This window comes from Caenimonas aquaedulcis, from assembly GCF_015831345.1.
Classification (GTDB): Bacteria; Pseudomonadota; Gammaproteobacteria; order Burkholderiales; family Burkholderiaceae_C; genus Ramlibacter; species Ramlibacter aquaedulcis.
Map to the genome: position 1 here is coordinate 2,471,238 of NZ_JADWYS010000001.1, position 23,310 is coordinate 2,494,547.

A 23,310-nucleotide genomic window follows, 5' to 3' on the forward strand; every position below is an offset into this window, starting at 1 on the left:
AACGTCTGCACTGTGTTGCTGATTCCCCCGCCACGGGCAACGGGGGGCACACGGTCGCAGACAAGGATGAAGGAGTTGACAAGGCAGCTTCGCCGCCTTGTTCTTCTTTTTATTTGGCCCGGGACGCCACGATGGCTTCGGCCACGTTACGGGGAGCTTCGCTGTAGTGCTTGAACTCCATGGTGTACGTTGCGCGGCCTTGCGACATCGAACGCAGCGTCGTCGAGTAGCCGAACATTTCGGACAGGGGCACTTCCGCCTTGATGGCCTTGCCGCCACCAACCATGTCTTCCATGCCCTGCACCATGCCGCGACGCGAAGACAGGTCGCCCATCACGTTGCCGGCGTAGTCCTCGGGCGTTTCCACCTCGACCGACATCATCGGCTCCAGAATGACCGGGCCGGCCTTCTTGGCGCCTTCCTTGAAGCCGAAGATCGCGGCCATCTTGAATGCGAGCTCGTTCGAGTCCACGTCGTGGTAGGAGCCGAAGTGGAGCGTCACCTTGACGTCCACGACAGGGTAGCCAGCCAGAACGCCCTGCGTGACAGCTTCGTTGATGCCCTTTTCCACCGCCGGAATGAATTCGCGCGGGACCACACCGCCCTTGATGGCGTCGACGAACTCGATGCCCTTGCCGGGTTCGTTGGGCTCGAGCTTGAGCACGACGTGGCCATACTGGCCCTTGCCGCCGGACTGGCGCACGAACTTGCCTTCCGCGTCTTCCACCGTCTTGCGGATGGTTTCGCGGTAAGCAACCTGCGGCTTGCCGACGTTGGCTTCCACACCGAACTCGCGCTTCATGCGGTCGACGATGATTTCCAGGTGGAGCTCGCCCATGCCCGCGATGATGGTCTGACCGGATTCCTCGTCCGTGCGAACGCGGAACGACGGGTCTTCCTGGGCCAGGCGATTGAGCGCAATGCCCATCTTTTCCTGGTCCATCTTGGTCTTCGGCTCGACCGCCTGCGCGATCACGGGCTCCGGGAACACCATGCGTTCGAGCATGACGATGGAAGCCGGGTCGCACAGCGTTTCACCAGTCGTGACGTCCTTCAGGCCCACGCAGGCGGCAATGTCGCCGGCGCGGATCTCGTCCACTTCGAGGCGATTGTTCGCGTGCATCTGCACAATTCGGCCGATGCGCTCCTTCTTGCCGCGGATCGGGTTGTAGACGCTATCGCCCTTGGTCAGGACGCCCGAATAGACGCGCACGAACGTGAGCTGACCCACGAACGGGTCGGTCATCAGCTTGAACGCCAGCGCCGAGAACTTCTCGTTGTCGTCGGCCTTGCGGCTCGTTTCCTTCTCGTCCTCGTCAGTCCCCTTCACCGGGGGAATGTCGATCGGCGAAGGCATGAGTTCGATCACGGCGTCCAGCATACGCTGCACACCCTTGTTCTTGAACGCGGTGCCGCACAGCATCGGCTGGATCTCGCCGGCGATCGTGCGCGTGCGCAGACCGTGCGTGATCTCTTCCTCGGAGAGGTCGCCCTCTTCCAGGTACTTGTTCATCAGTTCTTCGTTGGCTTCGGCGGCGGCCTCGACCATCTTCTCGCGCCATTCCTTGGCCTGCTCCAGCAGCTCGGCCGGGATTTCGGCGAAGTTGAACTTCATGCCCTGCGACGCCTCGTCCCAGTAGATGGCCTTCATCTTGCGCAGGTCCACGACGCCCGTGAAGTTCTCTTCCGCGCCGATCGGGATGACGATGGGCACCGGATTGGCCTTCAGGCGCAGCTTCATCTGCTCGTAGACCTTGAAGAAGTTCGCGCCCGTGCGGTCCATCTTGTTGACGAACGCGAGACGCGGCACGCGATACTTGTTGGCCTGGCGCCAGACGGTTTCCGACTGCGGCTGCACGCCGCCCACGGCGCAGTACACCATGCAGGCGCCGTCCAGCACGCGCATGGAACGCTCCACCTCGATGGTGAAGTCCACGTGGCCGGGGGTGTCGATGATGTTGATGCGGTGCTCGGGGAACGACAGATCCATGCCCTTCCAGAAACAGGTCGTCGCCGCGGACGTGATGGTGATGCCGCGCTCCTGCTCCTGCTCCATCCAGTCCATCGTGGCGGCGCCGTCGTGCACTTCGCCGATCTTGTGGTTCACGCCCGTGTAGAACAGGATGCGTTCGGTGGTCGTGGTCTTGCCGGCGTCGATGTGCGCCGAAATACCGATGTTTCGGTAGCGCTCGATAGGCGTTTTGCGGGCCATGGTGATCTTTCGTTAAAAGGGGACAGGCCCGCTCAAGGCGGGCCCGCACTCCAGATGGGGACGGTTCTTAGAAGCGGAAGTGGCTGAAGGCCTTGTTGGCCTCTGCCATGCGGTGCACTTCGTCGCGCTTCTTCATGGCGCCGCCACGGCCTTCCGTGGCTTCCATGAGTTCGTTGGCCAGGCGCATCGCCATGGACTTTTCGCCGCGCTTCTTGGCGGCTTCCTTCAGCCAGCGCATGGACAGCGCCAGGCGACGGACCGGGCGCACTTCGACGGGCACCTGGTAGTTCGCGCCACCGACGCGGCGGGACTTCACCTCGACCATGGGCTTGACGTTGTTGATCGCCATGGTGAAGGCTTCGACCGGGTCCTTGCCCGGGTTCTTCTTCTCGATCTGCTCGAGCGCGCCGTAGACGATGCGCTCGGCGATCGCCTTCTTGCCGCCTTGCATGATGACGTTCATGAACTTGGCGAGCTCGACATTGCCGTACTTGGGATCCGGCAGGATTTCACGTTTAGGGACTTCGCGACGACGTGGCATGTTTTCACCTCTTAACTTGCTTCAGCTGGCTGTTCCCTTTCGGGGGCCTTGAGGCCATCAGGCTCTCGCTTACTCGACCCACGCGGGACATTCCGCGCTTCGGGTCACTACGCTGACTCAGCCTGCCAGGGCCCAGGCAGCACCGACAAACTACGAAACTCTCAAGCCTTCTTCGGGCGCTTGGCGCCGTACTTGGAGCGGGACTGCTTGCGGTCTTTCACGCCCTGCAGGTCCAGCGAACCGCGCACGATGTGGTAACGCACACCGGGCAGGTCCTTCACGCGGCCGCCGCGCACGAGCACGACCGAGTGCTCCTGCAGGTTGTGGCCTTCACCGCCGATGTAGGAAATGACTTCGAAGCCATTGGTCAGGCGGACCTTGGCGACTTTACGAAGTGCCGAGTTCGGCTTCTTCGGCGTCGTGGTGTACACGCGAGTGCACACGCCCCGGCGCTGGGGGCTGTTCTGCATCGCGGGGCTCTTCGAGTTGGTCTTTTCGACCTCCCGCCCCTGACGCACGAGTTGATTGATGGTTGGCATTGAACGTCCCTAAACGTCGTGAAACTGATCGCCGCGGATGCGGCAGAAAATGAGAAAACCTCTCCCACCCCAAATGCGGGAAAGCCCTCGAGTATATCCCGGCCGACGGAAATGCTCAATGACCGCTCGGCCACTGCTGCAGCGCCCGGCACGCAGTGAAGTAAAAAGCAGTACTAAATTCGGCTAATGCTCACTTGATCCAAAGACGCATCGCATCCCAGGCCCGGCGCAGGACACCCGCCTGCTCCACCGACTCGAGCGCCACCAGCGGCAGGTCCAGCAATGGCTGGTCGCCGGCAAAAACCTTCAGGGTTCCGACCTGCTGGCCTTTGGTCAGCGGTGCGATCAGCGGATCCGGCCGCGCCACCTGGGTCTTGATGCGTGCGGCAGTGCCTGCCGGGACCGCCACCACCACCGGCTCCTGGCGTCCGAGCTTCGCCGTCTTTTCCACGCCCTTCCAGACGTCCGGCGTCGCCACGGCCTGGTTCGCATCGAACAGCTTCACGGCTTCGAATGCCGTGTAGCCCCAGTTGAGCAGCTTCTGGGCCTCGTTCGCCCGCGCATTCTCGCTGGACGTGCCCAGGACGATCGTGAGCAGTCGCCGGGAGCCCAGGTTGGGGAAATCGCGCTTCGCCGTGGCGATGAGACAGTAGCCGGCCGCATCGGTGTGGCCGGTCTTCAGGCCGTCGACCGTGGGGTCCCGAAACAGGAGCAGGTTGCGATTCGTATCGTTGGAGGTTGGCGTGCCCTCGTACCGGTATTTCTTGATCGCGTAATAGTGCAGGTACTGGGGGAATTCGCGCATCAGCCGCGTGGAGAGAACCGACAGGTCGCGCGCGGTCGTCAGGTGGCCGGGTTCCGGCAGCCCTTCCGGGTTCTTGTACACCGTGGATTTCATCCCCAGTGCCTTGGCCTGCTCGTTCATGAGCTGGACGAAGCGTTCGGCCGTGCCTCCGACCGCTTCGGCCAGCGCCATCGTGGCGTCATTGCCCGACTGCACGATCATCCCCTTGATCAGGTCGTCCACCGGCACCTTCATCTTCGGGTCGATGAACATGCGCGACCCCGGCATCTTCCAGGCGCGCTCGCTGACCGGCAAGGCCTGCTGCAGGTCGATCTTCTTCGCGCGCAGGGCATCGAACACCAGGTACTGCGTCATCAGCTTGGTGAGCGAAGCCGGTTCCACCTGCATGTCCGGGTCACGGGCCGCCAAGATCTGGTTGGCGGTCACGTCGAGCAGCAGGTAGCTGCGGGCGGCGATTTCCGGGGGCTGGGGCGCCTGCGCCGAGGCGGCCAGGCAGAAGAAGGCGAGAAGAGGCGCGGCAAACGCGCGCAGCAAGTTGTTCATGGGGAGGTAAATCAGGAACGAAGGTGCCTCAGCACCAGGCTTTTCAGGAGGGGCAATTGTCCGTGAAAGAAATGCTCGCCCCCCGGCACCACCGTAACCGGAAGTGACTGTGGTCGCGCCCAATCCATCACCGCCGCCAGCGGGACCGTGTCGTCCACCTCTCCGTGAACCACCAGAGCGCGGTCATGTGCCTCGGATGGCAGAGGCGGCACCTGGAATCGCGAGGCCGCGGTTCCGACGAGCACGACTTTTTCCACCGGCCAGGAAGGCCACAGCGACTCGATGGCGCGCACGGCCACGTAAGAGCCAAAGGAGAAGCCAGCCAGCGCCAGGGGGCCTTGCGCAGCCTGGGCCGAAATGAAATCCAGCAGGTCCTGTGTTTCTCCCACGCCGTCATCGTGCACGCCCTCGCTCGCCCCGACGCCACGGAAGTTGAAGCGCAGCGCGACCCAACCCGATTGCACGAACGCGCGCGCGATCGTCTGCACGACCTTGTTTTCCATCGTGCCGCCGAAGAGGGGATGCGGATGCGCGATCACCGCAGTGCCCTTTGGCGGAGCGTCCGACAACGGCTCGTCGCGCAAGGCTTCGATGGCCCCCACGGCCCCGTCCATGGTGAAGCGCTGTGTGCGCGAATTCATCGGCTCACCGCCCGAGGTGGGGCGGCGTCAGCAGGCGCTCGACCACACGGCCGTTCTTAAGGTGCGACTCCACGATCTCGTCGATGTCGTTCTTGTCCACGTAGGAATACCAGACCGCCTCCGGATAGATCACGGCCACGGGTCCGGCGGCGCAGCGGTCGAGGCAGCCGGCCTTGTTCACCCGAACTTTGCCCGGCCCCGAGAGGCCCTGCGATTTCACGCGCGACTTGCAATGATCGAAGGCTTCCTGCGCGTTGTGGTCGGCGCAGCAGGCTTCGCCGTTCTCACGCTTGTTCAGGCAGAAAAAGATGTGCCGCTCGTAGTACGAGGAGTTCGGTTGCGTCATGCACCGATTCTATTTTGCGGCTCCGCGCGCGAGACGCGCACGAGCACATAAACCAGCGCGGCGTAAGGCCAGAGCCAGCCCAGCCACTGCGCGAGCCCGTTAAAGCGGATGAAGCGTCCCTGCTCCCACGTTTGCAATGTTTGTGCGAAGTACGCGCTCGCCGGCGCCTGGTTGAGCAGCGACAGGTGCAGCACGAGCGCAAGGATGACCAGTGCCGCGCAGCCACGCCGCGGAAGCGGCAACGCCATCAACGCGAGCGCAAAACCGAAGCCCAGGCCGATCTGCACCGGAAGGCTGAGCCAGGCCCAGGCGTGCGACGGGCCCCAGCTGAGCGCGGCCGACAACGCGGTTGCCAGGATGCCGACGCCGAGCGCGCAGACAGCCAGCGCCGTGCGGCGCATCACGGATCGCATGACGGAAAAGCCCAACAGGCAGGGCACGAGCATGCCCAGTGCGACGCACAGCAATTCGACGCCCGGAGCGAGCGGCTGCAGCTCGACGTCGCGAACCGGCACCCACTCCAGGAAAGGCGTGTCCATCACCCAGTCGACCAACGCCGCTTCGACCCGTTCGAACACCTGCCCGAGGCCCAGGGGTACCGCGGCGGGGAACAGCAGCGCGAACGGCCAAAGCGCGAGCAGAACCAGCCCGCCACGCGCGTCATCGACAAACCACCGCCCCCGGACGCGGTCCCAACGGTCGATTCCCCCCGCGAACTCGAGGGCCGCGGCGGCGACGGCGCCCAGCAAGGCGCCCACGGTGTTGAGCCCGAAATCCACGTTCGACGGCACCCGTGCGGGAAGGTAGGTCTGCAGCGACTCCATGCAGAAGGAGAGCACGGCCGCCGCGGCGGTCGACACCGTGATCGCCGCCCAGGTGGACACCTGACGGTCGCCGGGGCTGCCCCTGCGCAGGAAGCTCAGTGCCAGCAGGAAACCCAGGGGCACGTAACCCGAGATGTTGACCGCGATGTCGAAGCCGGTCCAGTATTTGGGCCAGGCCGCCCAGAGGAACTCCCAGGGGGCGATGCCCTGGTCACGCCAGCCCGAAAACGGGTAGAGGCTCGCGTAGAACACCAGCGCCACATAGGCTTGCGACAGCGGCCAGGCTGAAGACTTGTGCATGCGCCGTCAGAAAGGCTTCACGACGGCGAGGATCACCGCCGCCGCGAGAAGCAGAACGGGCGCTTCGTTGAACCAGCGATACCAGACGTGGCCATGACCCGAGCCGGCGGCCAGCCGACGCAGTTGGCCGGCGCATGCGGCGTGATAGCCCACGGCCAGTGCCACCACCACCATCTTGGCGCCCAGCCAGTCGAATCCCGTACCGCGCGCGATGCCCCAGCCCAGCCACAGCCACAAGCCCAGGGCCAGCGCGGGGACCGCGAGCATGGTGGTAAAGCGCAGCAGTTTCCGCGCCATCAGAAGCAAGCGCTCGCGCTCCGCCACCGACTGGGCCGGAACCATCGCCAGGTTCACGAAGATGCGCGGAAGGTAGAACAAGCCCGCGAACCAGCTCGCGACGAATACGATGTGGAAAGACTTGACCCAGAGCATCGCCCGAGTTTACGGGGGCGTCCGCGTGAATCGGACGCGCAAAAAAAACCCCGGCTCAAAAGCCGGGGTGGCAAGCCTTTTTGCTGTCACACATTAAGGCACCCGCTCAGGGAGGAAAAGCGGGGAGCGGCAAACCGCCCACTCGTAATTTAACAAACCGGCCGGTCGGATACAAGCAAAGTGTTGCTTCCGCCTTGTCCATGAGGGGACATGTCATCCAAATCATCCATAAACCACCGGGATGTCGGGCGCGAAGGCCGCCCGAGCTGACTGCCACCTGATGGGATGGCCACAGACCGCACCGGGCTGGGGAATGATGGACAATTTCCGGCATGAGCGCTCACGCCCCCTATCCGCAAGGCCGACCCCGGCGCCTTCGCCGCGACGACTTCACCCGGAACCTGGTGCGGGAACACCGCCTCACCGCCCACGACCTGATCTACCCCGTCTTCGTCCTCGACGGCCGGCAGCGGCGCGAAGCCGTCGCCTCCATGCCGGGGGTGGAACGCCTGAGCCCGGACCTGCTGCTGCCGGTTGCCGAGGAGTGCGTGTCCCTGGGCATCCCGGTGATGGCGCTGTTCCCGGTGATCGATCCTGCCCTGAAGACCGCCGACGGACGGGAAGCATGGAACCCGGACGGGCTCGTGCCGCGTGTGGTGCGGCAGCTGAAGGACCGCTTCCCCGACCTGGGCGTGATGACGGACGTCGCGCTGGACCCTTTCACCAGCCACGGACAGGACGGCTTGCTGGACGACACCGGCTACATCCTGAACGACGAAACGGTGGAGGTGCTGGTGAAGCAGGCGCTCACGCAGGCCCAGGCGGGCGTGGACATCGTGGCGCCCTCGGACATGATGGACGGGCGCATCGGCGCCATCCGCTTCGCCCTGGAATCGAAGGGCCTGATCCACACGCGCATCATGGCCTACAGCGCCAAGTACGCGAGCGCGTTCTACGGCCCCTTCCGCGACGCGGTCGGCTCCGCGTCCAACCTCGGCAAGAGCAACAAGAAGGTCTACCAGATGGACCCCGGCAACACCGACGAGGCGCTGCGCGAAGTCGCCATGGACATCGCGGAAGGCGCGGACATGGTGATGGTGAAACCCGGCATGCCCTACCTGGACGTCGTGCGGCGCGTGAAGGACGAATTCCGCGTCCCGACCTTCGCCTACCAGGTGAGCGGGGAATACGCGATGCTCAAGGCGGCCGCCCAGAACGGCTGGCTGGACCACGACGCGGTCATGCTGGAGAGCCTGCTCGCCTTCAAGCGCGCGGGCGCCGACGGCGTGCTGACCTACTTCGCCCTGGACGCCGCAAGGCAACTCGCGCGCTGAAGCGCGGGCGCGGCACACATGCACATCGTCGAATTCGCATCCGGCACCCTCCGGTTCCTGGAACAGGTTCCCGCCTCGGCCCCATCGAACGGATTCGTCTGGATCTACGTGGAGCGCGAATCGCTGGAAGGCGAGATCGCCGGCCTGCAACGCGCGGCACAGACGCTCGGCGGCTCGCCGCTGCTCGACCTGCACGTGAAGGACCTGCTGAACGGTGCGCATCCGTCGCAGTACGACTACACCTCGATCTACGACCTGGTCATCTTCCGCCGCCTCGCCACCGAGGCCGAGGTGCTGGCCGAAAACAAGCCCGCGACGATCCCCGCCGACGGGCCGCTCGCGCCCTTCGCGCGCGTGCGCACGCAGGCGGTAGGCTTCGCCGTGTTCGACCGCCTGCTGATCACCGTGCACCCGGCCGGCTGCTTCGCCGCGAAGACCTTCATCGAACGGTTCCTCAGCGACGCCGTGCAGGCCGAAGGCCTGAGCGCCGCCGCGCGCAGCCGCCTGCCCACCGGCACCTCGGACCTCATGCTGCGCATGCTGAACCTGATGGTCGACAGTTACCTCGACATCCGCAAGGAACTGAGCGGGGGCCTGGACGCGTGGCAGCAGCACCTGCTCGCGCCGAGATCGCGGGCGTCGGACTGGCGCGCGCTCTTGTCCGCGCGATCGGCGCTGCACACGCTGGAAGACCTCTGCGAAGGCCAGAACGACGCGATGCAGGAATGGCTGGACACGCAGCGCGAGCAACCCGCTCCCTCGATGCCGCAGGCCGAGCGCGACGGCCTGCTGGCGCGCGCCCGCGACGTGATGGAGCACATCCAGCGCGTCCTGCACCACGTGCGGCGTATGGAACAGGGTGCGGAAACCGCCGTCCAGCTGCACTTCTCCGCCCTCGGCCACCGCACCAACGAAATCATGCGCGTCCTCACCGCGCTCACCGCGGTGTTCCTGCCGCTGAATTTCATCACCGGCTTCTTCGGCATGAATTTCGAATACCTGCCGCTGATCCACTCCGCCGAGGCGATGTGGATCATGCTGGGCGTGATGGCCTTCGTGGCGCTCGTCGTCCTGCTGGTCTTCTGGCGCAAGCGCTACATCTCCCGCGTCGGGCGCTGACCCGATGGACACGCTGGAGCTGATCCGCACCTTTCGCGAGGTCGCCAGCCGGGGGAGCTTTTCCATGGCCGCGCAGGCGCTCGACGTTTCCAAGGCCAACGTCAGCAAGTACGTAGCCGAGCTCGAGACCCGCCTGGGCGCGCGCCTGCTCAATCGCTCGACCCGCACGGTCAGCCTCACCGACGCCGGGCGCCTGCTGATGGAACGCAGCGCGCCGCTCGTGGAGATGATCGAGCTCACGCGCCAGGAATTCCAGCACCGCTCGAAGCTGCCGAGCGGCCGCCTGCGCCTGACCGCACCGCAGGGCCTCGGGCACAACGAGCTGCCGCCGCTGCTCATCGAATTCATGGCGCAGTACCCCGACGTGACGGTGAGCCTCGACCTCAGCAACCAGGTGATCGACATGGTCGGCGAAGGCATCGACATCGCCCTGCGCGTGGGCCGCGTGGACAACGGCAATCTCATCGTGCGCAAGCTGCAGCAGCTGGAGTTCGTCGTCTGCGCATCGCCCGCGTACTGGGAAAGGCGAGGTGTCCCCGCCCACCCGGAGGACCTCGCCGACCACGAGGCGCTGACCTTCTCCGTGCGCGATGCGGGCCATGAATGGCGCTTCGAGGTCGATGGGGAACCGTGCATCGTCCCCGTGCGCAGCCGGATGAACGCGACCGACCCGATGCCGCTGGTGGGCTTCGCGTTGCAGGGACTCGGGGTCTTGTGCGTCCCGCGCAGCGTCGTGGCGCCGCACCTGGAAAGCGGCGCGCTGCGCGGCGTGCTGCAGGGTTTTCTTCCGCGCGACGTCTGGCTCTACGCCGCTTATGCGCAGAGACGGCACAATAGCGCGGCCCTGAAGGCGCTTCTGGCATTTCTCGAAGCAAAATGGCACAAGACCTGATCCACATCGGCTGCGCGGGCTGGAGCCTGCCGCATGCACTGCAGTCCCGCTTCAGCGCGGAGGGCTCGCACCTGGAGCGGTACGCGTCCCGGTTGCACGCGTGCGAGATCAACTCGTCCTTCTATCGCCCCCACGGCGTCGACACCTATCGACGCTGGGCCGACAGCGTGCCGGAAGGCTTCCGCTTTTCCGTAAAGCTGCCTGAAGCCATCACCCACGAACGCCGGCTGGCAGGCTGCGAGGCCGCGCTCGACGAGTTTCTCGGCCAGGCTGCCGGGCTCGGGGACAAGCTGTCCTGTCTGCTGGTCCAGCTGCCGCCCAGCCTCGCGCTCGATGCGCGCGCGGCAGCGGACTTCCTCACCGCGCTCAGGGAGCGATGGGCAAAAGGCATCGCGGTGGAGCCGCGCCATGCGTCCTGGTTCACGCAGGCGGGCGATGCCCTGCTCAAGCGCCATCGCGTGGCGCGCGTGCTGGCCGATCCGGTTCGCCATACCGGCGGCGCCATGCCCGGTGGAACGCCGCAGCTGGCCTACCTGCGCCTGCATGGCTCGCCGCGCACCTACTACTCCGCCTACGCGCCCGAGCTGATCGCGGCACTCGCGCGGCGCATCGAACATGCGCGCCAGTGCGGGACGGAAGTCTGGTGCATCTTCGACAACACCGCGTCGGGCGCCGCGGCCGACAACGCCCTGGCGCTCCAGCAGGCGATCCAGCAGGACCCCTCATGAGCTCAACCCCTTCCAGGACGGAGGCGTCGAAGGCCGGCAACGAGGCCTACCGCCACGCCGAGACCGGCGACGACGTCACACGGCAGAACGTCCTCGCCATGCGCCAGCTGGAAGAGGCGGCGCTGGCCAGGCGCACGCGCGCCGACCGCGTCGCCTCGGCCATCGCCCGCTTTTGCGGCAGCATGACCTTCGTGACCATCCACGTGGTGCTGTTCGCGGGGTGGATCCTCTTCAACACCCTGCCGGGCCTCCACCCATTCGACCCTTATCCGTTCACCTTCCTCACGCTCGTGGTCTCGCTCGAGGCGATCTTCCTGTCCACGTTCATCCTGATCAGCCAGAACTACGACATGCGCATCGCCGAGCGGCGCAACCAGCTCGACCTGCAGATCAACCTGCTCGCCGAGCAGGAGAACACGAAGATCCTGCAGATCCTGCAGCGCATCGCCAAGAAGGTCGGGGCGAACCTGGGCGACGACCCGGAAATCCGCGCGCTGGAAGAAGCGACACGGCCCGAATCGCTGGTCGAGCAGATCGAGGACGCGTACAGGGCGGGCAACCCGCCGACCGGCGGCAAACCGGCCGGCTAGACCAGCGGCGGCGAGAGCTGCTCGTTCGCGATCACGCGCTTCACCGCGGGGCGCTCCAGCATGCGCTGGAGGTAGGGACCCAGGTCCGGCAAGGCGCGCGCGGGGGTCGAGCGGAAATTCCGAGTCCAGCGGCACAGGGTGAACACATAGGCGTCCAGGGCGCTGTAGCCGCCCGGCGCGAACCACGGTCCCCCATGGCGGGCGAGCTCCGTGTCGAGCAGCCCGAGCATCCCCACGATGCGGCGTTCGGCATTCGACTTCAGCTCCGCCACACCGGTTGTATTGCCGTCGTTCATCCAGCGCTCCGGATAGAAATACACGATCAGCGCCGCCTGCAGCGTATTGGTGAGCCACGCCATCCACTGGTAGAAGTGCGCGCGCTCCGCACCGCCCGGCGGCGGTGCGAGATGCGCCTGCGGATGCGTGTCGCACAGGTGCATCACGATCGCTGCCGTTTCGTAGACCACGAGGTCGCCGTCTTCCAGCACGGGAATCAGGCCGTTGGGATTGAGCTGCAGGTAGGCGGGCTGCTTGTGCGCGCCGCCTTGCCGGTCGACCGGCACCCGTTCGTAGGGCACGCCGATTTCCTCCAGCACGATGTGCGGGATCATCGCTGCGGTGCTGGGGCAATGGTGGAGGCGGATCATGGCCGGATTGTGACGCCGAAGAGGGACGCCGCATTCTCCCAGCCGATCCTGCGTGCAACGTCCGGCGGAAGATCGCCGAGCCAGGCACGGTAGCCGCGCATGAGGTCCTCGTACGATTCCCAGCGCTGGTTCACCCAGGTGTCGGAGCCGATCATGAAGCGCGAGGGATATTTCAACAGCAAGTCGCGCCACTGCGCGCACAGCTTGCCGCCCTCGCAGGCGAGGCCCGGCCGGTAGGACAGCTCGCCCATCAGCAGCGGATATCTCGCGAACAGCTGGTCCACCCGCGCCACGGAAGGCCCGCCGATGCCCGTGTGCGCCCAGATGAGCCGGGTCTTCTGCCCGCGCGAGGGGGTGTTGGCCATCAACAGGTCGATGGCCGGGTCGTCCACGTGCGCGAGCACGGCGAGATCCCGCTGCTCCGCGAGCGCCATCAGCTTCTTCGCGACCGCGCCGTTGGCGTTCCTGCTGTCGTAGAGGTGAAATTCCCCGATGCCGCGGAAGGCGCCAGCAGCCGTCCCGCGCGCGAGCTCGGCCAGCACCATCTCGTGGATGGATTCATCGCGGAACCAGTTGTCGTAATCGGCCCGATCACGATAGAGCCGTACGAACGGCACGACCGTGACACCCGCCTGCCGGGTCAGGGGCGAGGACGCGAGCAGCTTCGTTCCGTCGTTGGGCCGCGAGTTCGCGACGATGGCGCGTACGCCGCTGCGCTGCATGCGCGCGAGCACGTCGGCCAGGGGATACGGACCCTGCGCCTCGACGTTGTAATGCAGGTGCGCATCGAAGAGCGGGCCCGTGTAGTCGGCGGCGCGAACCGCAGGCACGCAGAGCATCGCTGCCGCGATGCATGCGCTCCCTGCGATGCCCCATGCGCGGCCCATGGCGTCAGCGCAGGTGCTTGGCGAAGAACGCCAGCGTGCGCTCGCGCGCCAGCTTCGCTGCGGCATCGTTGTACGACGCGCGCTGGTCGCAGTTGAAGCCGTGGTTGGCGTTGTAGACGTGCACTTCGACTTCCGGATGCGCCTTCTTGAACGCCTCCACGCTGTCCATCGGGATCCAGTGGTCCTGGTCGCCGAAATGCACCATCACCGGCACCTTGGGGTGGCGCGCGATCTCGTCGGGGGTCGTCATGCCGCCGCCGTAGTAAGGCGCCGCGGCGCTCAGGCCGTCGAGCGTGCAGGCCGCGCGCCAGGTGAGCAGGCCGCCCCAGCAATAGCCGACGATGCCGACCTTGCCGGCCTGCGCCGCGTGTTTGATCGCCCCCTGGATGTCCTGCAGCACGCCGGGCGCGGGCAGCGCCTCCACGGCGGTCTTGAGCGCGAAGCCCGCGCCCATGTCCTCCTGCGAGTACCCCAACTCGACGTCCGGCTTCACGCGGTGGAACGTCGATGGCGCCACGGCGAGGTAGCCCTGGGCCGCATAGCCATCTGCGACCGAACGGATGTGCGAGTTGACGCCGAAGATTTCCGGCACCACCACGATGCCGCCCTTGGCGGGACCGGCGGGTTGGGCCACATAGGCAGGAAAGGTGAAGCCGTCGGCGGCCTTCAGGTCGATGAAATTACCCATATGCATCTCCTTTTGCTGTAATGGCGGGGCGGAAGGCGGCAAGCTTACCGCTACCACGAGGAGTTCGCATTGAATCAGGTACTACTGGTCACGGGCGGTAGCCGGGGCATCGGCGCCGCGACGGCGAAGCTCGCCGCCGCCAAAGGCTATGCCGTCGCCGTCAACTATGCGTCCCGTCCGGACGCCGCCGCGGACGTCGTCTCCGCCATCGAGGCGGCGGGCGGAAAGGCGATCGCCATTCCCGGCGACGTGGCGCGGGAGGAAGACGTGCTCGCCATGTTCGAGGCCGTGGACGCCAAGCTCGGGCGGCTTACGGCGCTCGTCAACAACGCGGGCGTGGTCGATGCCACCTCGCGGCTGGAAGACATGAGCTTCGCGCGGCTGCGGCGCATGTTCGACATCAACGTGATCGGCTCGTTCCTCTGCGCACGCGAGGCGGTTCGGCGGATGAGCACACGGCACGGCGGCAGCGGCGGCGCGATCGTCAACCTGTCGAGCGCGGCGGCGCGCATCGGCGCACCCGGCCAGTACCTGGATTACGCGGCGGCGAAAGGCGCGATCGACACTTTCACCATCGGCCTGGCCAAGGAAGTTGCCGCCGAGGGCATCCGGGTCAATGCGGTGCGGCCCGGGCTGATCGAGACGGACATCCATGCCTCGGGCGGAATTCCCGATCGCGTGAAACAGCTTGCGCACCAGGTGCCGATGCAGCGCGGCGGCAGCGCGGAGGAAGTGGCGCAGGCCATCGTGTGGCTGCTGTCGCCCGAGGCGAGCTACACGACCATGTCGCTGGTGGACGTGTCGGGCGGCCGGTGAACGGGCGCGCCGCGTGATGGACTTCAAGCCGCTCGTGACATTGCTGGCGGTGGTCAATCCGCTGGCGATCGTCCCGTTTTTCATCCACTACACGCAGGGGTTTTCGTCGCAGCAGCGGCGCGACACGGTGGTGACGGCGTCCTTCAGCGCCTTCCTGGTGATCGCCACGAGCGCGATCCTCGGGCTGGAAGTCCTGGAATTCTTCGGCATCTCGCTGGCCAGCTTCCAGGTGGGCGGCGGCATGCTGCTGCTCATCAGCTCGATGAACATGCTCAACGCCCAGCCTGCGGAAGCCAAACCGCTCACCAAGGAGCTGGAACAGGGCGCCGAGAAAGCAGCGATGGGCGCGAGCATCGCCGTGGTGCCGCTTACCATTCCTCTGTTGACGGGCCCAGCCACCATCTCCACGGTCGTGATCTACGCCGAGCGGGCGCAAACCTTCTGGCAGATGGCCGCGCTGGTGGGCTACGGTGTCGTGATCGGCTTGGCGACCGCGGTGTGTTTCGCGCTCGCGGACCCGATCGCCCGCGTGCTGGGCAAGACGGGCATCAACGTCATGACCCGCCTCATGGGCCTCATCCTCGCCGCGCTGGCGGTGGAAGTGATGGCGCTGGGATTGACCAAGCTGTTTCCCGCGCTTGCGCATTGAACGCGCGACAGGTCAGGCCGGCGGAGGCTCCGCGGCCTTCTGGATCGCCTTGACCAGCTGGCTGCTGGTGTTGCGCAGGCGCTGCGCCAGCAACTGGGTGATCTTGACGAGCAACTTCGCGCCGACGGCGGGCTGCGAAGTGATCAGCCGTCCCACCGCCACGCGGCTGAGGACCGCCGCCTCGACTTCGCTCAGCGCCCAGCAGCTCGCATAACGCGGCTCGCCATCCAGCATCGACATCTCGCCGAGCGTCGCACCTTCCTTGAGGACAGCCAGGCGCGTCACTTCGCTCGCCTCGTCGGTATCGGAGGCCGCGATGCGGCGCTTGCCCACGTCCACCGTCCCGCGCAGGAGCAGCATCATCCAGTCGCTCGCCTCGTCCTCGGCGATCAGCAACTGGCCGGGACGTGCCCGCACCAGCTGCATGTTCGCCCCCAGCAGGTCGGCCTCGGCCGGCGTGAAGTCGCGCAGCAGCGCGGATTGCTCCATTAGCCCGGGACGCTGGGACAGCCGGTCGCAAGAACCGAGCAGTTCCAGCCCGCGCGCTGCGAGTTGTTCCTGCAGCTCTCGTTCGGCCATGGCGATGTTCCGCGAATCAGCGCTGGGCATTGAGCCACTGCGCGAGCTCATCCGCGACGGCGTCGCTCGCCTGCGCCAGTGCCCGCACGCCACCCGAAGCGTCGGCGGTCGGCGCCGGCCGGCGCGCGGTGAACGCGCGCTGCGCGACGAGCACTTCGCCCCCGGCCGTGTTGTCCATCAACGTGGCACGGATCCGCACCACACCGAAGCTGCTCGCCGCCGTCTCGAACAGCTGCGAGAACTCTTCGAGGTCGATGTGCAGCACGCGCGGCGACGCGCCGCCCGACCGCGCGAGCGCCGCGGTGTCCACGAGATCGAGCACGGCGCGCTCGCGCCCCAGCTGCTGGCGCAGGCGCTGGCGCATCAACTGCGGCGGCGTCGCGCTCCAGCGCGAGTTGGCATAGGGGCGCAGCTGGTGGTCGTCCGCGTAGCCGAGGCGGTATAGGATCGACGAGCCGTCCAGCGCACCCGCGGCCTCGACGTCGGCGAGCGCGATGGGCGCCCCGGTCAACCGGGCCGGCGCCGCCGCCTCAAGCAGAGGGCCGAAGTCGTACAGCGTCGCGCGCACCGGCTTGTCCGGCAGCGCGGAACATGCGCCCAGCAAGGCTGCCAACAGCAGGGCCGACGAGAGGCGAGTGAAGGTGTCGCGTGTCATTTGCCTGCCCCCGGTGCGGTAAAGCCCGGCTCGCCCGGACCCGGCGCGACGGGGCCGCCGCCGAAGATGAGCGACTGCGGGTTGTCGTTGATGTTGTTGGCGGTGCGGCCCAGCTGGCGCACCGCGCGGGAAGCGTCCTCCGCCACGCGGTTGATGCGAGGCAAGGTCGCGGAGTTGAAGGAGTCCGCCGCGTGCGAAAGCGCCTGTGTGCCTTCCGCCAGCCTGTCCATCGGTCCGTCCTTCGCATTGAGGCGTTTGGCGGTCTGGCTGAAATCGGCGGCGGTCTGGCCGATCTGGTCCGCGCTCTTTTGCACCGACTGGAGCGCGGGGTCGACGCGCGAGGCGACGGTGGCGTCGAGCCGCTGGGCCAGTTTGCTCGCATCGCCTGCGGCATTGTTCAGGTTGTCCAGCGCACTGGAGAAGCGTTTCTGGTTGTCGTCGCCCAGAAGCTGGTTCATGCGGCCCGTCAGTTGCTCGACGCGATCGAGGATCACCTCGCCCTTCGCCTGCAGCTTGGACAGCAGGCCGGGCTTGAGCGGGATACGCGGGGGATGGCCGTCCTGCGGCTTCAACCGCGGCGCGTTGGCCTGGCCGGTGTCGTCCAGCTGCACGAAGGCCAGGCCCGTCACGCCCTGGAAACTCAGTGTCGCGAAGGTGTCGGTCGAGACCGGGGCTTCGCGGTCGATCTCCAGGTGCATGAGCACGTTGCCCTGCGCCTTCGGGTCGAACCCGATCGCGGCCACCTTGCCCACGTCCACGCCGCGGTAGCGCACCGCGGCCTGCGCCTGCAGGCCCGTCACCGTCTCGCGTGTCGAAATCTCGTAGGGATCGCGCTCGCCCGTGTCGCGGGTCAGCCACGACGCGAGCGCGACGAGCATCGCGGCGACCACCACGACGAAGATGCCGGCCGCCAGCGCATGAGCTTTGTTTTCCATAGGTCGTCCTTTTTACACCGCGAAGGGGTATTCGCGCAGTAGCTCCATCGCGCGCTGGCCCCGCTCGCCAAGGAAAAAATCGTGGATGAAGGGATGCTGGAACGCGATCACGTCCTTAGGCGCCGCCGCGATGATCACGCGCTTGTCCGCCAGCACCGCGATGCGGGTGGACAGCTCGAACAGCGTGTCGAGGTCGTGCGTGACCATGATCACAGTCAGCGCCAGGTCCCGGTGCAGCGAGCGCAAGAGCGTCACGAAACCATCGGAACTCTCGGGGTCCAGGCCGGCAGTGGGTTCATCCAGCAGCAGCAGCGGCGGGTCCATGATGAGCGCGCGCGCCAGGGCGACGCGCTTGATCATGCCGCCCGAGAGGTCCGACGGCATCTTGTCCGCGTCCTCGGGCCGCAGGCCCACCATCTGCAGCTTGACCATCGCGACCTCGCGCACCAGCGCGGACGGCAGGGTCTTCAGTTCGCGCAGCGGAAACGCGATGTTCTCCAGCACGCTGAAAGCGGAGAACAGGGCGCCGTGCTGGAAGAGCATGCCGATGCGGCTGGCGGCGCCCTTCTGCCCCATCTGCGCCACCGGCTGGCCCAGGACGAAGATCTCACCCTTGGACGGCGTCTCCAGGCCGAGGATCTGCCGCAGCAGCACCGTCTTGCCCGTGCCGGAGCCGCCGACGATGGACAGGACTTCGCCCCGCTGCACCGACAGGTCGAGGTTCTCATGGACGACAAAGCGGCTTTCCGGCGTCGTGAAGACGGTCCACAGCTTCCTGATGTCGACCATGGGCGCGCCGCTGGCCGGAAGGTAGGTGCCGGCGAGTTCCACCGCCATCAGAGGCCCACTTCCTTGAAGAGCACCGCGAACAGGGCGTCCACCAGGATCACGACGGTGATGGAGGTGACCACCGACGAGGTCGTACCCTCGCCCAGGCTCTGGGTGTTCGGCTTCACGCGCAGCCCGAAGTGGCACCCGATCAGCGCGATCAGGATTCCGAACACGACGGACTTGCTGCACGCCAGCCAGAGGTTGCCCGGGCTCACGGCCTGGGGCAACGCGTTGATGAAGAAAGTGGGTGTGATGCCCAGCGAGATGTCGGCGGCGAGCATGCCTCCCGCGAGCGCGCACAACGTCGTCCAGACGCTGATGAGCGGCATCGCGATGGCGAGGGCCATGGCGCGGGGCATGACGAGGCGGAAGCTGTGCGAGATGCCCATCACGCGCATCGCGTCCAGCTCTTCCGTGACGCGCATGACGCCGATCTGCGCCGTGATCGAGGAGCCGGAGCGGCCCGCGATGAGAATGGCGGCCAGCATCGGCCCGAGTTCGCGGATGAGCGCGATGCCCAGGATGTTCACGATGTACGCATCCGCGCCGAACTGGCGCAACTGCTGCGACGTGAGGTAGGCAAGCACCACGCCGATCAGGAAGCCCACCAGCGCCGTGATGGGCAGTGCCGTGGCGCCGATGCGATAGAGATGGCCCGACAGGTCGCGCCACGGGCCTTCGTGCGGCGCTTTCGCGAGGCGCACGAGGTTGATGGCAAGCTGGCCGATGAGGCGCACGAACGAACGCAGGTGGCCGATCGTGCGCAGAACCGCGCCGCCCACCGAGAGGTAACTGCGGCGCCAGCTGGCCTTGCACCGCTCGGGGGGCGCAACGGTGAACTTCTCGACGCGCTCCATCACCGCGCGCTGCGCCGGGGCGACTTCCACCTGGGGCGGCCATTGGTGTCCCCAATGGTCCCAGAGCAGTTGCGCACCGACGTGGTCGAGCTGGTCGGCCTGGCTCAAGTCCCAGCCTTGCCGGGCATCGGCTCCCTTCAGGCTCGCCGCCAGATCCTTGAGCACCTGGGGACGTGCGAACTGAGCCGCCGTCCACTGCCCCATCACCCGCAGGCGCGACCCGTCGGCTGCGGGCTGCTGCTCGATGCGAGGCGTGGTGTCCGGCATGTAGGCGGGGTACTTCCTGGTTGAACCCCGCATCCTAACGGGTATGCGCCGCGGAAAGCGGTATTCTGGAGGGCTCGCGCGGCGGGGCCGCGCCGACCGTTTCCACGAAAGAAGTCCGCCATGAACGCACCCGACAAGTCCCTTCCCCAGACCGGCACCGCATCGATCGAACACTGGATCGGCGGCAGGATCGCACCGGGCCGCAGCGGCCGCCGCGCGGACGTCTTCAACCCCGCGACCGGCGCGGTCTCGGGCCAGGTCGCGCTGGCGAACACCGATGAAGTGGCGGCGGCTGTCGCTTCGGCGCAGGCGGCCTTTCCGGCGTGGGCCGACACGCCGCCCATCCGCCGCGCGCGCGTGATGTTCAAGTTCCTGGAACTGCTCAATCGCCACCGCGACGAACTCGCCCACGCGATCACGGCGGAACACGGAAAGGTGTTCACCGACGCGCAGGGCGAAGTGACGCGCGGCATCGACATCGTGGAGTTCGCCTGCGGCATCCCGCAGCTCCTGAAGGGCGACTACACCGACCAGGTCTCCACCGGCATCGACAACTGGACGATGCGCCAGCCGCTCGGCGTGGTCGCCGGCATCACGCCCTTCAACTTCCCGGTGATGGTGCCGATGTGGATGTACCCCGTGGCGATCGCCGCGGGCAACTGCTTCGTGCTCAAGCCCAGCCCGCTCGACCCGAGCGCCTCGCTGATGATGGCGCGCCTGCTGCAGGAGGCGGGCCTGCCCGACGGCGTGTTCAACGTCGTGCAGGGCGACAAGGACGCGGTCGACGCGCTGCTCGTGCATCCCGACGTGAAGGCGATCTCCTTCGTGGGCTCCACAGCCATCGCGCAGAAGATCTACGAGACGGGCGCGCGTCACGGCAAGCGCGTGCAGGCGCTCGGCGGCGCGAAGAACCACATGGTCGTCATGCCCGACGCCGACATGGACCAGGCCGTCGACGCGCTGATCGGCTCGGCCTTCGGCTCCGCCGGCGAACGCTGCATGGCGATCTCGCTGGGCGTGCTCGTGGGCGACGCCGCGGACAAGATCATGCCGATGCTCACCGAGCGCACGAAGCAGCTCAAGATCAAGAACGGCGTCGAGCTCGACGCCGAGATGGGCCCGATCGTCAGCAGCGCTGCGCAGCAGCGCATCACGGGCTACATCGGCGTGGGCGAGAACGAAGGCGCGAAGCTCGTGGTGGACGGCCGCAAGTTCCAGGCGGCGAAGGCCGGTGCGGGATGCGACAACGGCTTCTGGGTCGGCGGCACGCTCTTCGACAACGTCACGCCGCAGATGAAGATCTACAAGGAAGAAATCTTCGGCCCGGTGCTCGGGTGCATCCGCGTGAAAGACCTGGCCGAAGCGACCGGGCTCATCAATTCGCACGAATACGGCAATGGCGTCGCCTGCTTTACGCGCGATGGCAACGTGGCGCGCGAGTTCTCGCGCCGCGTGCAAGTTGGCATGGTCGGCATCAACGTGCCGATCCCGGTGCCGATGGCGTGGCACGGCTTCGGCGGCTGGAAGAAGAGCCTCTTCGGCGACATGCATGCCTATGGCGAAGAAGGCGTGCGTTTCTACACCAAGCAGAAGTCGATCATGCAGCGCTGGCCGGAGAGCATCTCCAAGGGCGCGGAATTCGTGATGCCGACGGCGAAGTAACCCGCGCCTGCATGAGCGACACCCACTTCGACTACATCATCATCGGCGCCGGCACGGCCGGCTGCCTGCTGGCCAATCGCCTGACCGCGGACCGCGGCAAGCGCGTCTTGCTCCTCGAAGCGGGCCGCAAGGACGACTACCACTGGATCCACATCCCGGTCGGCTACCTGTACTGCATCGGCAACGAGCGCACCGACTGGCTGTACAACACGGAGCCCGACGCGGGCCTCAACGGGCGGCAGCTGCGTTATCCGCGCGGCAAGACACTCGGTGGCTGCTCCAGCATCAACGGGATGATCTACATGCGCGGCCAGGCCCGCGACTACGACAGCTGGGCGCAGGCGGTCGGCGATGCGAACTGGACGTGGGCGCAATGCCTGCCGGATTTCAAGAAGCACGAGGACTACTACAAGGGCGCCGACGCCTTGCACGGCGAAGGCGGCGAATGGCGCGTGGAGCGCCAGCGGCTGCGCTGGGACATCCTCGACGCCTTCGCGCAGGCGGCGCAACAAGCCGGCGTTCCGCACAGCGAGGACTTCAACCGCGGCGACAACGAAGGCGTCGGCTATTTCCAGGTGAACCAGAAGAACGGCTGGCGCTGGAACACGGCCAAGGCCTTCCTGCGTCCCACCTGCTACGGCCGTCCCAATTTCGAAATGTGGACTTCGGCCCACGTGAGCCGGCTGCTGTTCGAAGTGCAGGCCGACGGTACGAAGCGCTGCACGGGCGCGCAGGTGTGGACGGGCGATGAAATGGCGACGGTCACCGCGGAGCACGAAGTGCTGCTGTGCGCCGGCAGCATCGGCTCGCCGCAGATCTTGCAGCTCTCGGGCATAGGCCCCGCACCGCTCTTGGGCCGGCACGGCATCGACGTGGTGCACGAGCTGCCCGGCGTGGGCGAGAACCTGCAGGACCACCTGCAGATCCGCGCCGTGTTCAAGGTGAAGGACGTGACGACGCTCAACACCCTCGCGAACAGCTGGTGGGGCAAGGCGAAGATCGGGCTGGAGTACGCCTTCAAGCGCAGCGGGCCGATGAGCATGGCGCCTTCGCAGCTCGGCGCGTTCACGCGCAGTTCGCCCGAGCTGGCGCATCCGAACATCGAATACCACGTGCAGCCGCTCAGCCTCGACGCCTTCGGTGAGCCGCTGCATGCGTTCAATGCCTTCACCGCGAGCGTGTGCAACCTGAATCCGACGAGCCGCGGCAGCGTGCGCATCAGGAGCCCGCGCTTCCAGGATGCGCCAGCCATCGCGCCCAATTACCTCAGCACGCCGGAAGACCGGAAGGTGGCGGCGGATTCGCTGCGGGTGACGCGCCGCATCGTGGCCCAGCCCGCGCTCGCGAAATACGAGCCGCAGGAGTGGAAGCCCGGCACCCAGTACCAGGGCGACGAAGAGCTTGCGACGCTCGCCGGTGACATCGCCACCACCATCTTCCATCCGGTGGGCACCACGAAGATGGGCGCGGACGGCGACGCCATGGCGGTGCTCGATTCGCAATTGCGCGTGCGCGGCGTGGCCGGGCTGCGCGTCGTCGATGCGGGAGCGATGCCCACCATCACGAGCGGCAACACCAACTCACCCACGCTGATGATGGCCGAGAAGGCCGCGGGCTGGATCCTGCGCGACGCGGCGCGCTAGCGCATGCGCCCCACGTAGGACGAGGGCAGATCCGCGGGCGACGGCGGCGGCGCAGCGGAGCGCTCGCGCAGCAGTTGCGCCGCGGTCTGGGCCAGGGGCACGCGCTTCTCGGGCGTCGGCTCGAGCACCGCGAGTTCGAGCTTGTCGGCCCATTCGTTCAGTTCGTCGTGCCCATCCTCCAGGGCCTTGGCACGCGCGAAGCGGATGACTTCCATCGCGTACTCCAGGTTCACCGCCATCCACTCCGTGTCCGTCACGCGGCCCGTCTTGCGCCTCAGCAGCACGTGCAGGTGGGCGGCAATGGCAAGTTTCTGGCTGACCAGCATGAAGAGCTCCTTGCGATGTTCA

At 66.6% G+C, this 23,310-nt stretch carries 26 protein-coding genes; 9 read left to right on the plus strand and 17 right to left on the minus strand.

What is annotated here, in order from left to right:
• Nucleotides 1-109: 109 nt before the first annotated feature.
• The 8 genes from fusA to I5803_RS11955 all read right to left on the minus strand — a co-directional run bounded on the left by fusA (nucleotide 110) and on the right by I5803_RS11955 (nucleotide 7,183).
• Nucleotides 110-2,212 (minus strand): elongation factor G, encoded by a 2,103-nt coding sequence (gene fusA / locus I5803_RS11920; RefSeq protein WP_196986573.1) that lies wholly within the window; start codon nucleotides 2,210-2,212, stop codon nucleotides 110-112.
• Between the two features lie 67 nt (nucleotides 2,213-2,279).
• On the minus strand, nucleotides 2,280-2,753 hold the full coding sequence (gene rpsG / locus I5803_RS11925; protein WP_196986574.1) for a 30S ribosomal protein S7: 474 nt from the start codon (nucleotides 2,751-2,753) through the stop codon (nucleotides 2,280-2,282).
• 161 nt (nucleotides 2,754-2,914) lie between these two features.
• Nucleotides 2,915-3,292: a 30S ribosomal protein S12 gene (gene rpsL, locus I5803_RS11930; protein WP_027101803.1), complete on the minus strand. Its 378-nt coding sequence runs from the start codon at nucleotides 3,290-3,292 to the stop codon at nucleotides 2,915-2,917.
• A gap of 190 nt (nucleotides 3,293-3,482) precedes the next feature.
• Nucleotides 3,483-4,640, minus strand: coding sequence for a D-alanyl-D-alanine carboxypeptidase family protein (locus I5803_RS11935; RefSeq protein WP_196986575.1), 1,158 nt, complete (start codon nucleotides 4,638-4,640; stop codon nucleotides 3,483-3,485).
• An 11-nt stretch (nucleotides 4,641-4,651) separates the two neighbouring features.
• Entirely contained in the window at nucleotides 4,652-5,281 is a 630-nt protein-coding gene (locus I5803_RS11940; protein WP_196986576.1) for an alpha/beta hydrolase, read from the minus strand.
• A gap of 4 nt (nucleotides 5,282-5,285) precedes the next feature.
• Entirely contained in the window at nucleotides 5,286-5,627 is a 342-nt protein-coding gene (locus I5803_RS11945; RefSeq protein ID WP_196986577.1) for a (2Fe-2S) ferredoxin domain-containing protein, read from the minus strand.
• Entirely contained in the window at nucleotides 5,624-6,751 is a 1,128-nt protein-coding gene (locus I5803_RS11950; protein ID WP_196986578.1) for a VanZ family protein, read from the minus strand. Before I5803_RS11950 ends, I5803_RS11945 begins: the two co-directional genes overlap by 4 nt.
• Before the next feature lie 6 nt (nucleotides 6,752-6,757).
• Nucleotides 6,758-7,183: a CopD family protein gene (locus tag I5803_RS11955; protein ID WP_196986579.1), complete on the minus strand. Its 426-nt coding sequence runs from the start codon at nucleotides 7,181-7,183 to the stop codon at nucleotides 6,758-6,760.
• Nucleotides 7,184-7,515: 332 nt separating this feature from the next.
• Here I5803_RS11955 and hemB point away from each other — a divergent pair, with 332 nt between their 5' ends.
• From hemB to I5803_RS11980, 5 genes are read left to right on the plus strand one after another with little or no spacing between them, the layout of a single operon-like run.
• Nucleotides 7,516-8,517 carry a porphobilinogen synthase gene (hemB, locus tag I5803_RS11960; RefSeq protein WP_196986580.1) on the plus strand — a complete coding sequence of 334 codons (1,002 nt, stop codon included), beginning with the start codon at nucleotides 7,516-7,518 and terminating at the stop codon, nucleotides 8,515-8,517.
• Nucleotides 8,518-8,535: 18 nt separating this feature from the next.
• Nucleotides 8,536-9,636: a magnesium transporter CorA family protein gene (locus tag I5803_RS11965; RefSeq protein WP_196986581.1), complete on the plus strand. Its 1,101-nt coding sequence runs from the start codon at nucleotides 8,536-8,538 to the stop codon at nucleotides 9,634-9,636.
• Between the two features lie 4 nt (nucleotides 9,637-9,640).
• A complete protein-coding gene (locus tag I5803_RS11970; RefSeq protein WP_196986582.1) occupies nucleotides 9,641-10,528 on the plus strand; it encodes a LysR family transcriptional regulator in 888 nt (295 codons plus the stop codon).
• Nucleotides 10,513-11,256 (plus strand): DUF72 domain-containing protein, encoded by a 744-nt coding sequence (locus tag I5803_RS11975; RefSeq protein ID WP_196986583.1) that lies wholly within the window; start codon nucleotides 10,513-10,515, stop codon nucleotides 11,254-11,256. The genes I5803_RS11970 and I5803_RS11975 overlap by 16 nt, the downstream gene beginning before the upstream one ends.
• Nucleotides 11,253-11,846, plus strand: a complete 594-nt coding sequence (locus I5803_RS11980; RefSeq protein WP_196986584.1) for a DUF1003 domain-containing protein — start codon at nucleotides 11,253-11,255, stop codon at nucleotides 11,844-11,846. The genes I5803_RS11975 and I5803_RS11980 overlap by 4 nt, the downstream gene beginning before the upstream one ends.
• Here I5803_RS11980 and I5803_RS11985 read toward each other — a convergent pair.
• From I5803_RS11985 to I5803_RS11995, 3 genes are read right to left on the minus strand one after another with little or no spacing between them, the layout of a single operon-like run.
• Nucleotides 11,843-12,493: a glutathione S-transferase family protein gene (locus tag I5803_RS11985; RefSeq protein WP_196986585.1), complete on the minus strand. Its 651-nt coding sequence runs from the start codon at nucleotides 12,491-12,493 to the stop codon at nucleotides 11,843-11,845. The two genes, I5803_RS11980 and I5803_RS11985, sit on opposite strands and share 4 nt — an antisense overlap.
• The gene (locus I5803_RS11990; protein ID WP_435520851.1) at nucleotides 12,490-13,380 is read right to left on the minus strand and encodes an amidohydrolase family protein; all 891 of its coding nucleotides are present in this window, start codon (nucleotides 13,378-13,380) and stop codon (nucleotides 12,490-12,492) included. The genes I5803_RS11985 and I5803_RS11990 overlap by 4 nt, the downstream gene beginning before the upstream one ends.
• A gap of 4 nt (nucleotides 13,381-13,384) precedes the next feature.
• Nucleotides 13,385-14,068, minus strand: a complete 684-nt coding sequence (locus I5803_RS11995) for a dienelactone hydrolase family protein (protein ID WP_196986586.1) — start codon at nucleotides 14,066-14,068, stop codon at nucleotides 13,385-13,387.
• A gap of 69 nt (nucleotides 14,069-14,137) precedes the next feature.
• Here I5803_RS11995 and I5803_RS12000 point away from each other — a divergent pair, with 69 nt between their 5' ends.
• On the plus strand, nucleotides 14,138-14,884 hold the full coding sequence (locus I5803_RS12000; RefSeq protein WP_196986587.1) for an SDR family oxidoreductase: 747 nt from the start codon (nucleotides 14,138-14,140) through the stop codon (nucleotides 14,882-14,884).
• Between the two features lie 16 nt (nucleotides 14,885-14,900).
• Nucleotides 14,901-15,533, plus strand: a complete 633-nt coding sequence (locus tag I5803_RS12005) for a MarC family protein (RefSeq protein WP_196986588.1) — start codon at nucleotides 14,901-14,903, stop codon at nucleotides 15,531-15,533.
• A gap of 12 nt (nucleotides 15,534-15,545) precedes the next feature.
• On the opposite strand, the gene I5803_RS12010 is transcribed toward I5803_RS12005, so the two are convergent.
• Genes I5803_RS12010 through I5803_RS12030 form a run of 5 tightly spaced genes read right to left on the minus strand, consistent with a single transcriptional unit; the run spans nucleotide 15,546 to nucleotide 19,657 of the window.
• The gene (locus I5803_RS12010; protein ID WP_231402396.1) at nucleotides 15,546-16,112 is read right to left on the minus strand and encodes a Crp/Fnr family transcriptional regulator; all 567 of its coding nucleotides are present in this window, start codon (nucleotides 16,110-16,112) and stop codon (nucleotides 15,546-15,548) included.
• Between the two features lie 16 nt (nucleotides 16,113-16,128).
• Nucleotides 16,129-16,767 carry an ABC-type transport auxiliary lipoprotein family protein gene (locus I5803_RS12015; RefSeq protein ID WP_196986590.1) on the minus strand — a complete coding sequence of 213 codons (639 nt, stop codon included), beginning with the start codon at nucleotides 16,765-16,767 and terminating at the stop codon, nucleotides 16,129-16,131.
• Nucleotides 16,764-17,702: an MlaD family protein gene (locus I5803_RS12020; RefSeq protein WP_196986591.1), complete on the minus strand. Its 939-nt coding sequence runs from the start codon at nucleotides 17,700-17,702 to the stop codon at nucleotides 16,764-16,766. Before I5803_RS12020 ends, I5803_RS12015 begins: the two co-directional genes overlap by 4 nt.
• Nucleotides 17,703-17,714: 12 nt before the next feature.
• Nucleotides 17,715-18,539, minus strand: a complete 825-nt coding sequence (locus I5803_RS12025) for an ABC transporter ATP-binding protein (protein ID WP_196986592.1) — start codon at nucleotides 18,537-18,539, stop codon at nucleotides 17,715-17,717.
• Nucleotides 18,539-19,657 (minus strand): MlaE family ABC transporter permease, encoded by a 1,119-nt coding sequence (locus I5803_RS12030; protein ID WP_196986593.1) that lies wholly within the window; start codon nucleotides 19,655-19,657, stop codon nucleotides 18,539-18,541. The genes I5803_RS12025 and I5803_RS12030 overlap by 1 nt, the downstream gene beginning before the upstream one ends.
• 120 nt (nucleotides 19,658-19,777) lie before the next feature.
• Here I5803_RS12030 and I5803_RS12035 point away from each other — a divergent pair, with 120 nt between their 5' ends.
• Together I5803_RS12035 and I5803_RS12040 are read left to right on the plus strand one after the other, a co-directional pair.
• Complete coding sequence (locus I5803_RS12035) at nucleotides 19,778-21,319, plus strand: CoA-acylating methylmalonate-semialdehyde dehydrogenase (protein ID WP_196986594.1); 1,542 nt, start codon at nucleotides 19,778-19,780, stop codon at nucleotides 21,317-21,319.
• Nucleotides 21,320-21,330: 11 nt separating this feature from the next.
• Nucleotides 21,331-22,962, plus strand: coding sequence for a GMC family oxidoreductase (locus I5803_RS12040; protein WP_196986595.1), 1,632 nt, complete (start codon nucleotides 21,331-21,333; stop codon nucleotides 22,960-22,962).
• On the opposite strand, the gene I5803_RS12045 is transcribed toward I5803_RS12040, so the two are convergent.
• Nucleotides 22,959-23,288, minus strand: coding sequence for a hypothetical protein (locus I5803_RS12045; protein ID WP_196986596.1), 330 nt, complete (start codon nucleotides 23,286-23,288; stop codon nucleotides 22,959-22,961). The genes I5803_RS12040 and I5803_RS12045 overlap by 4 nt on opposite strands.
• Nucleotides 23,289-23,310: the final 22 nt, after the last annotated feature.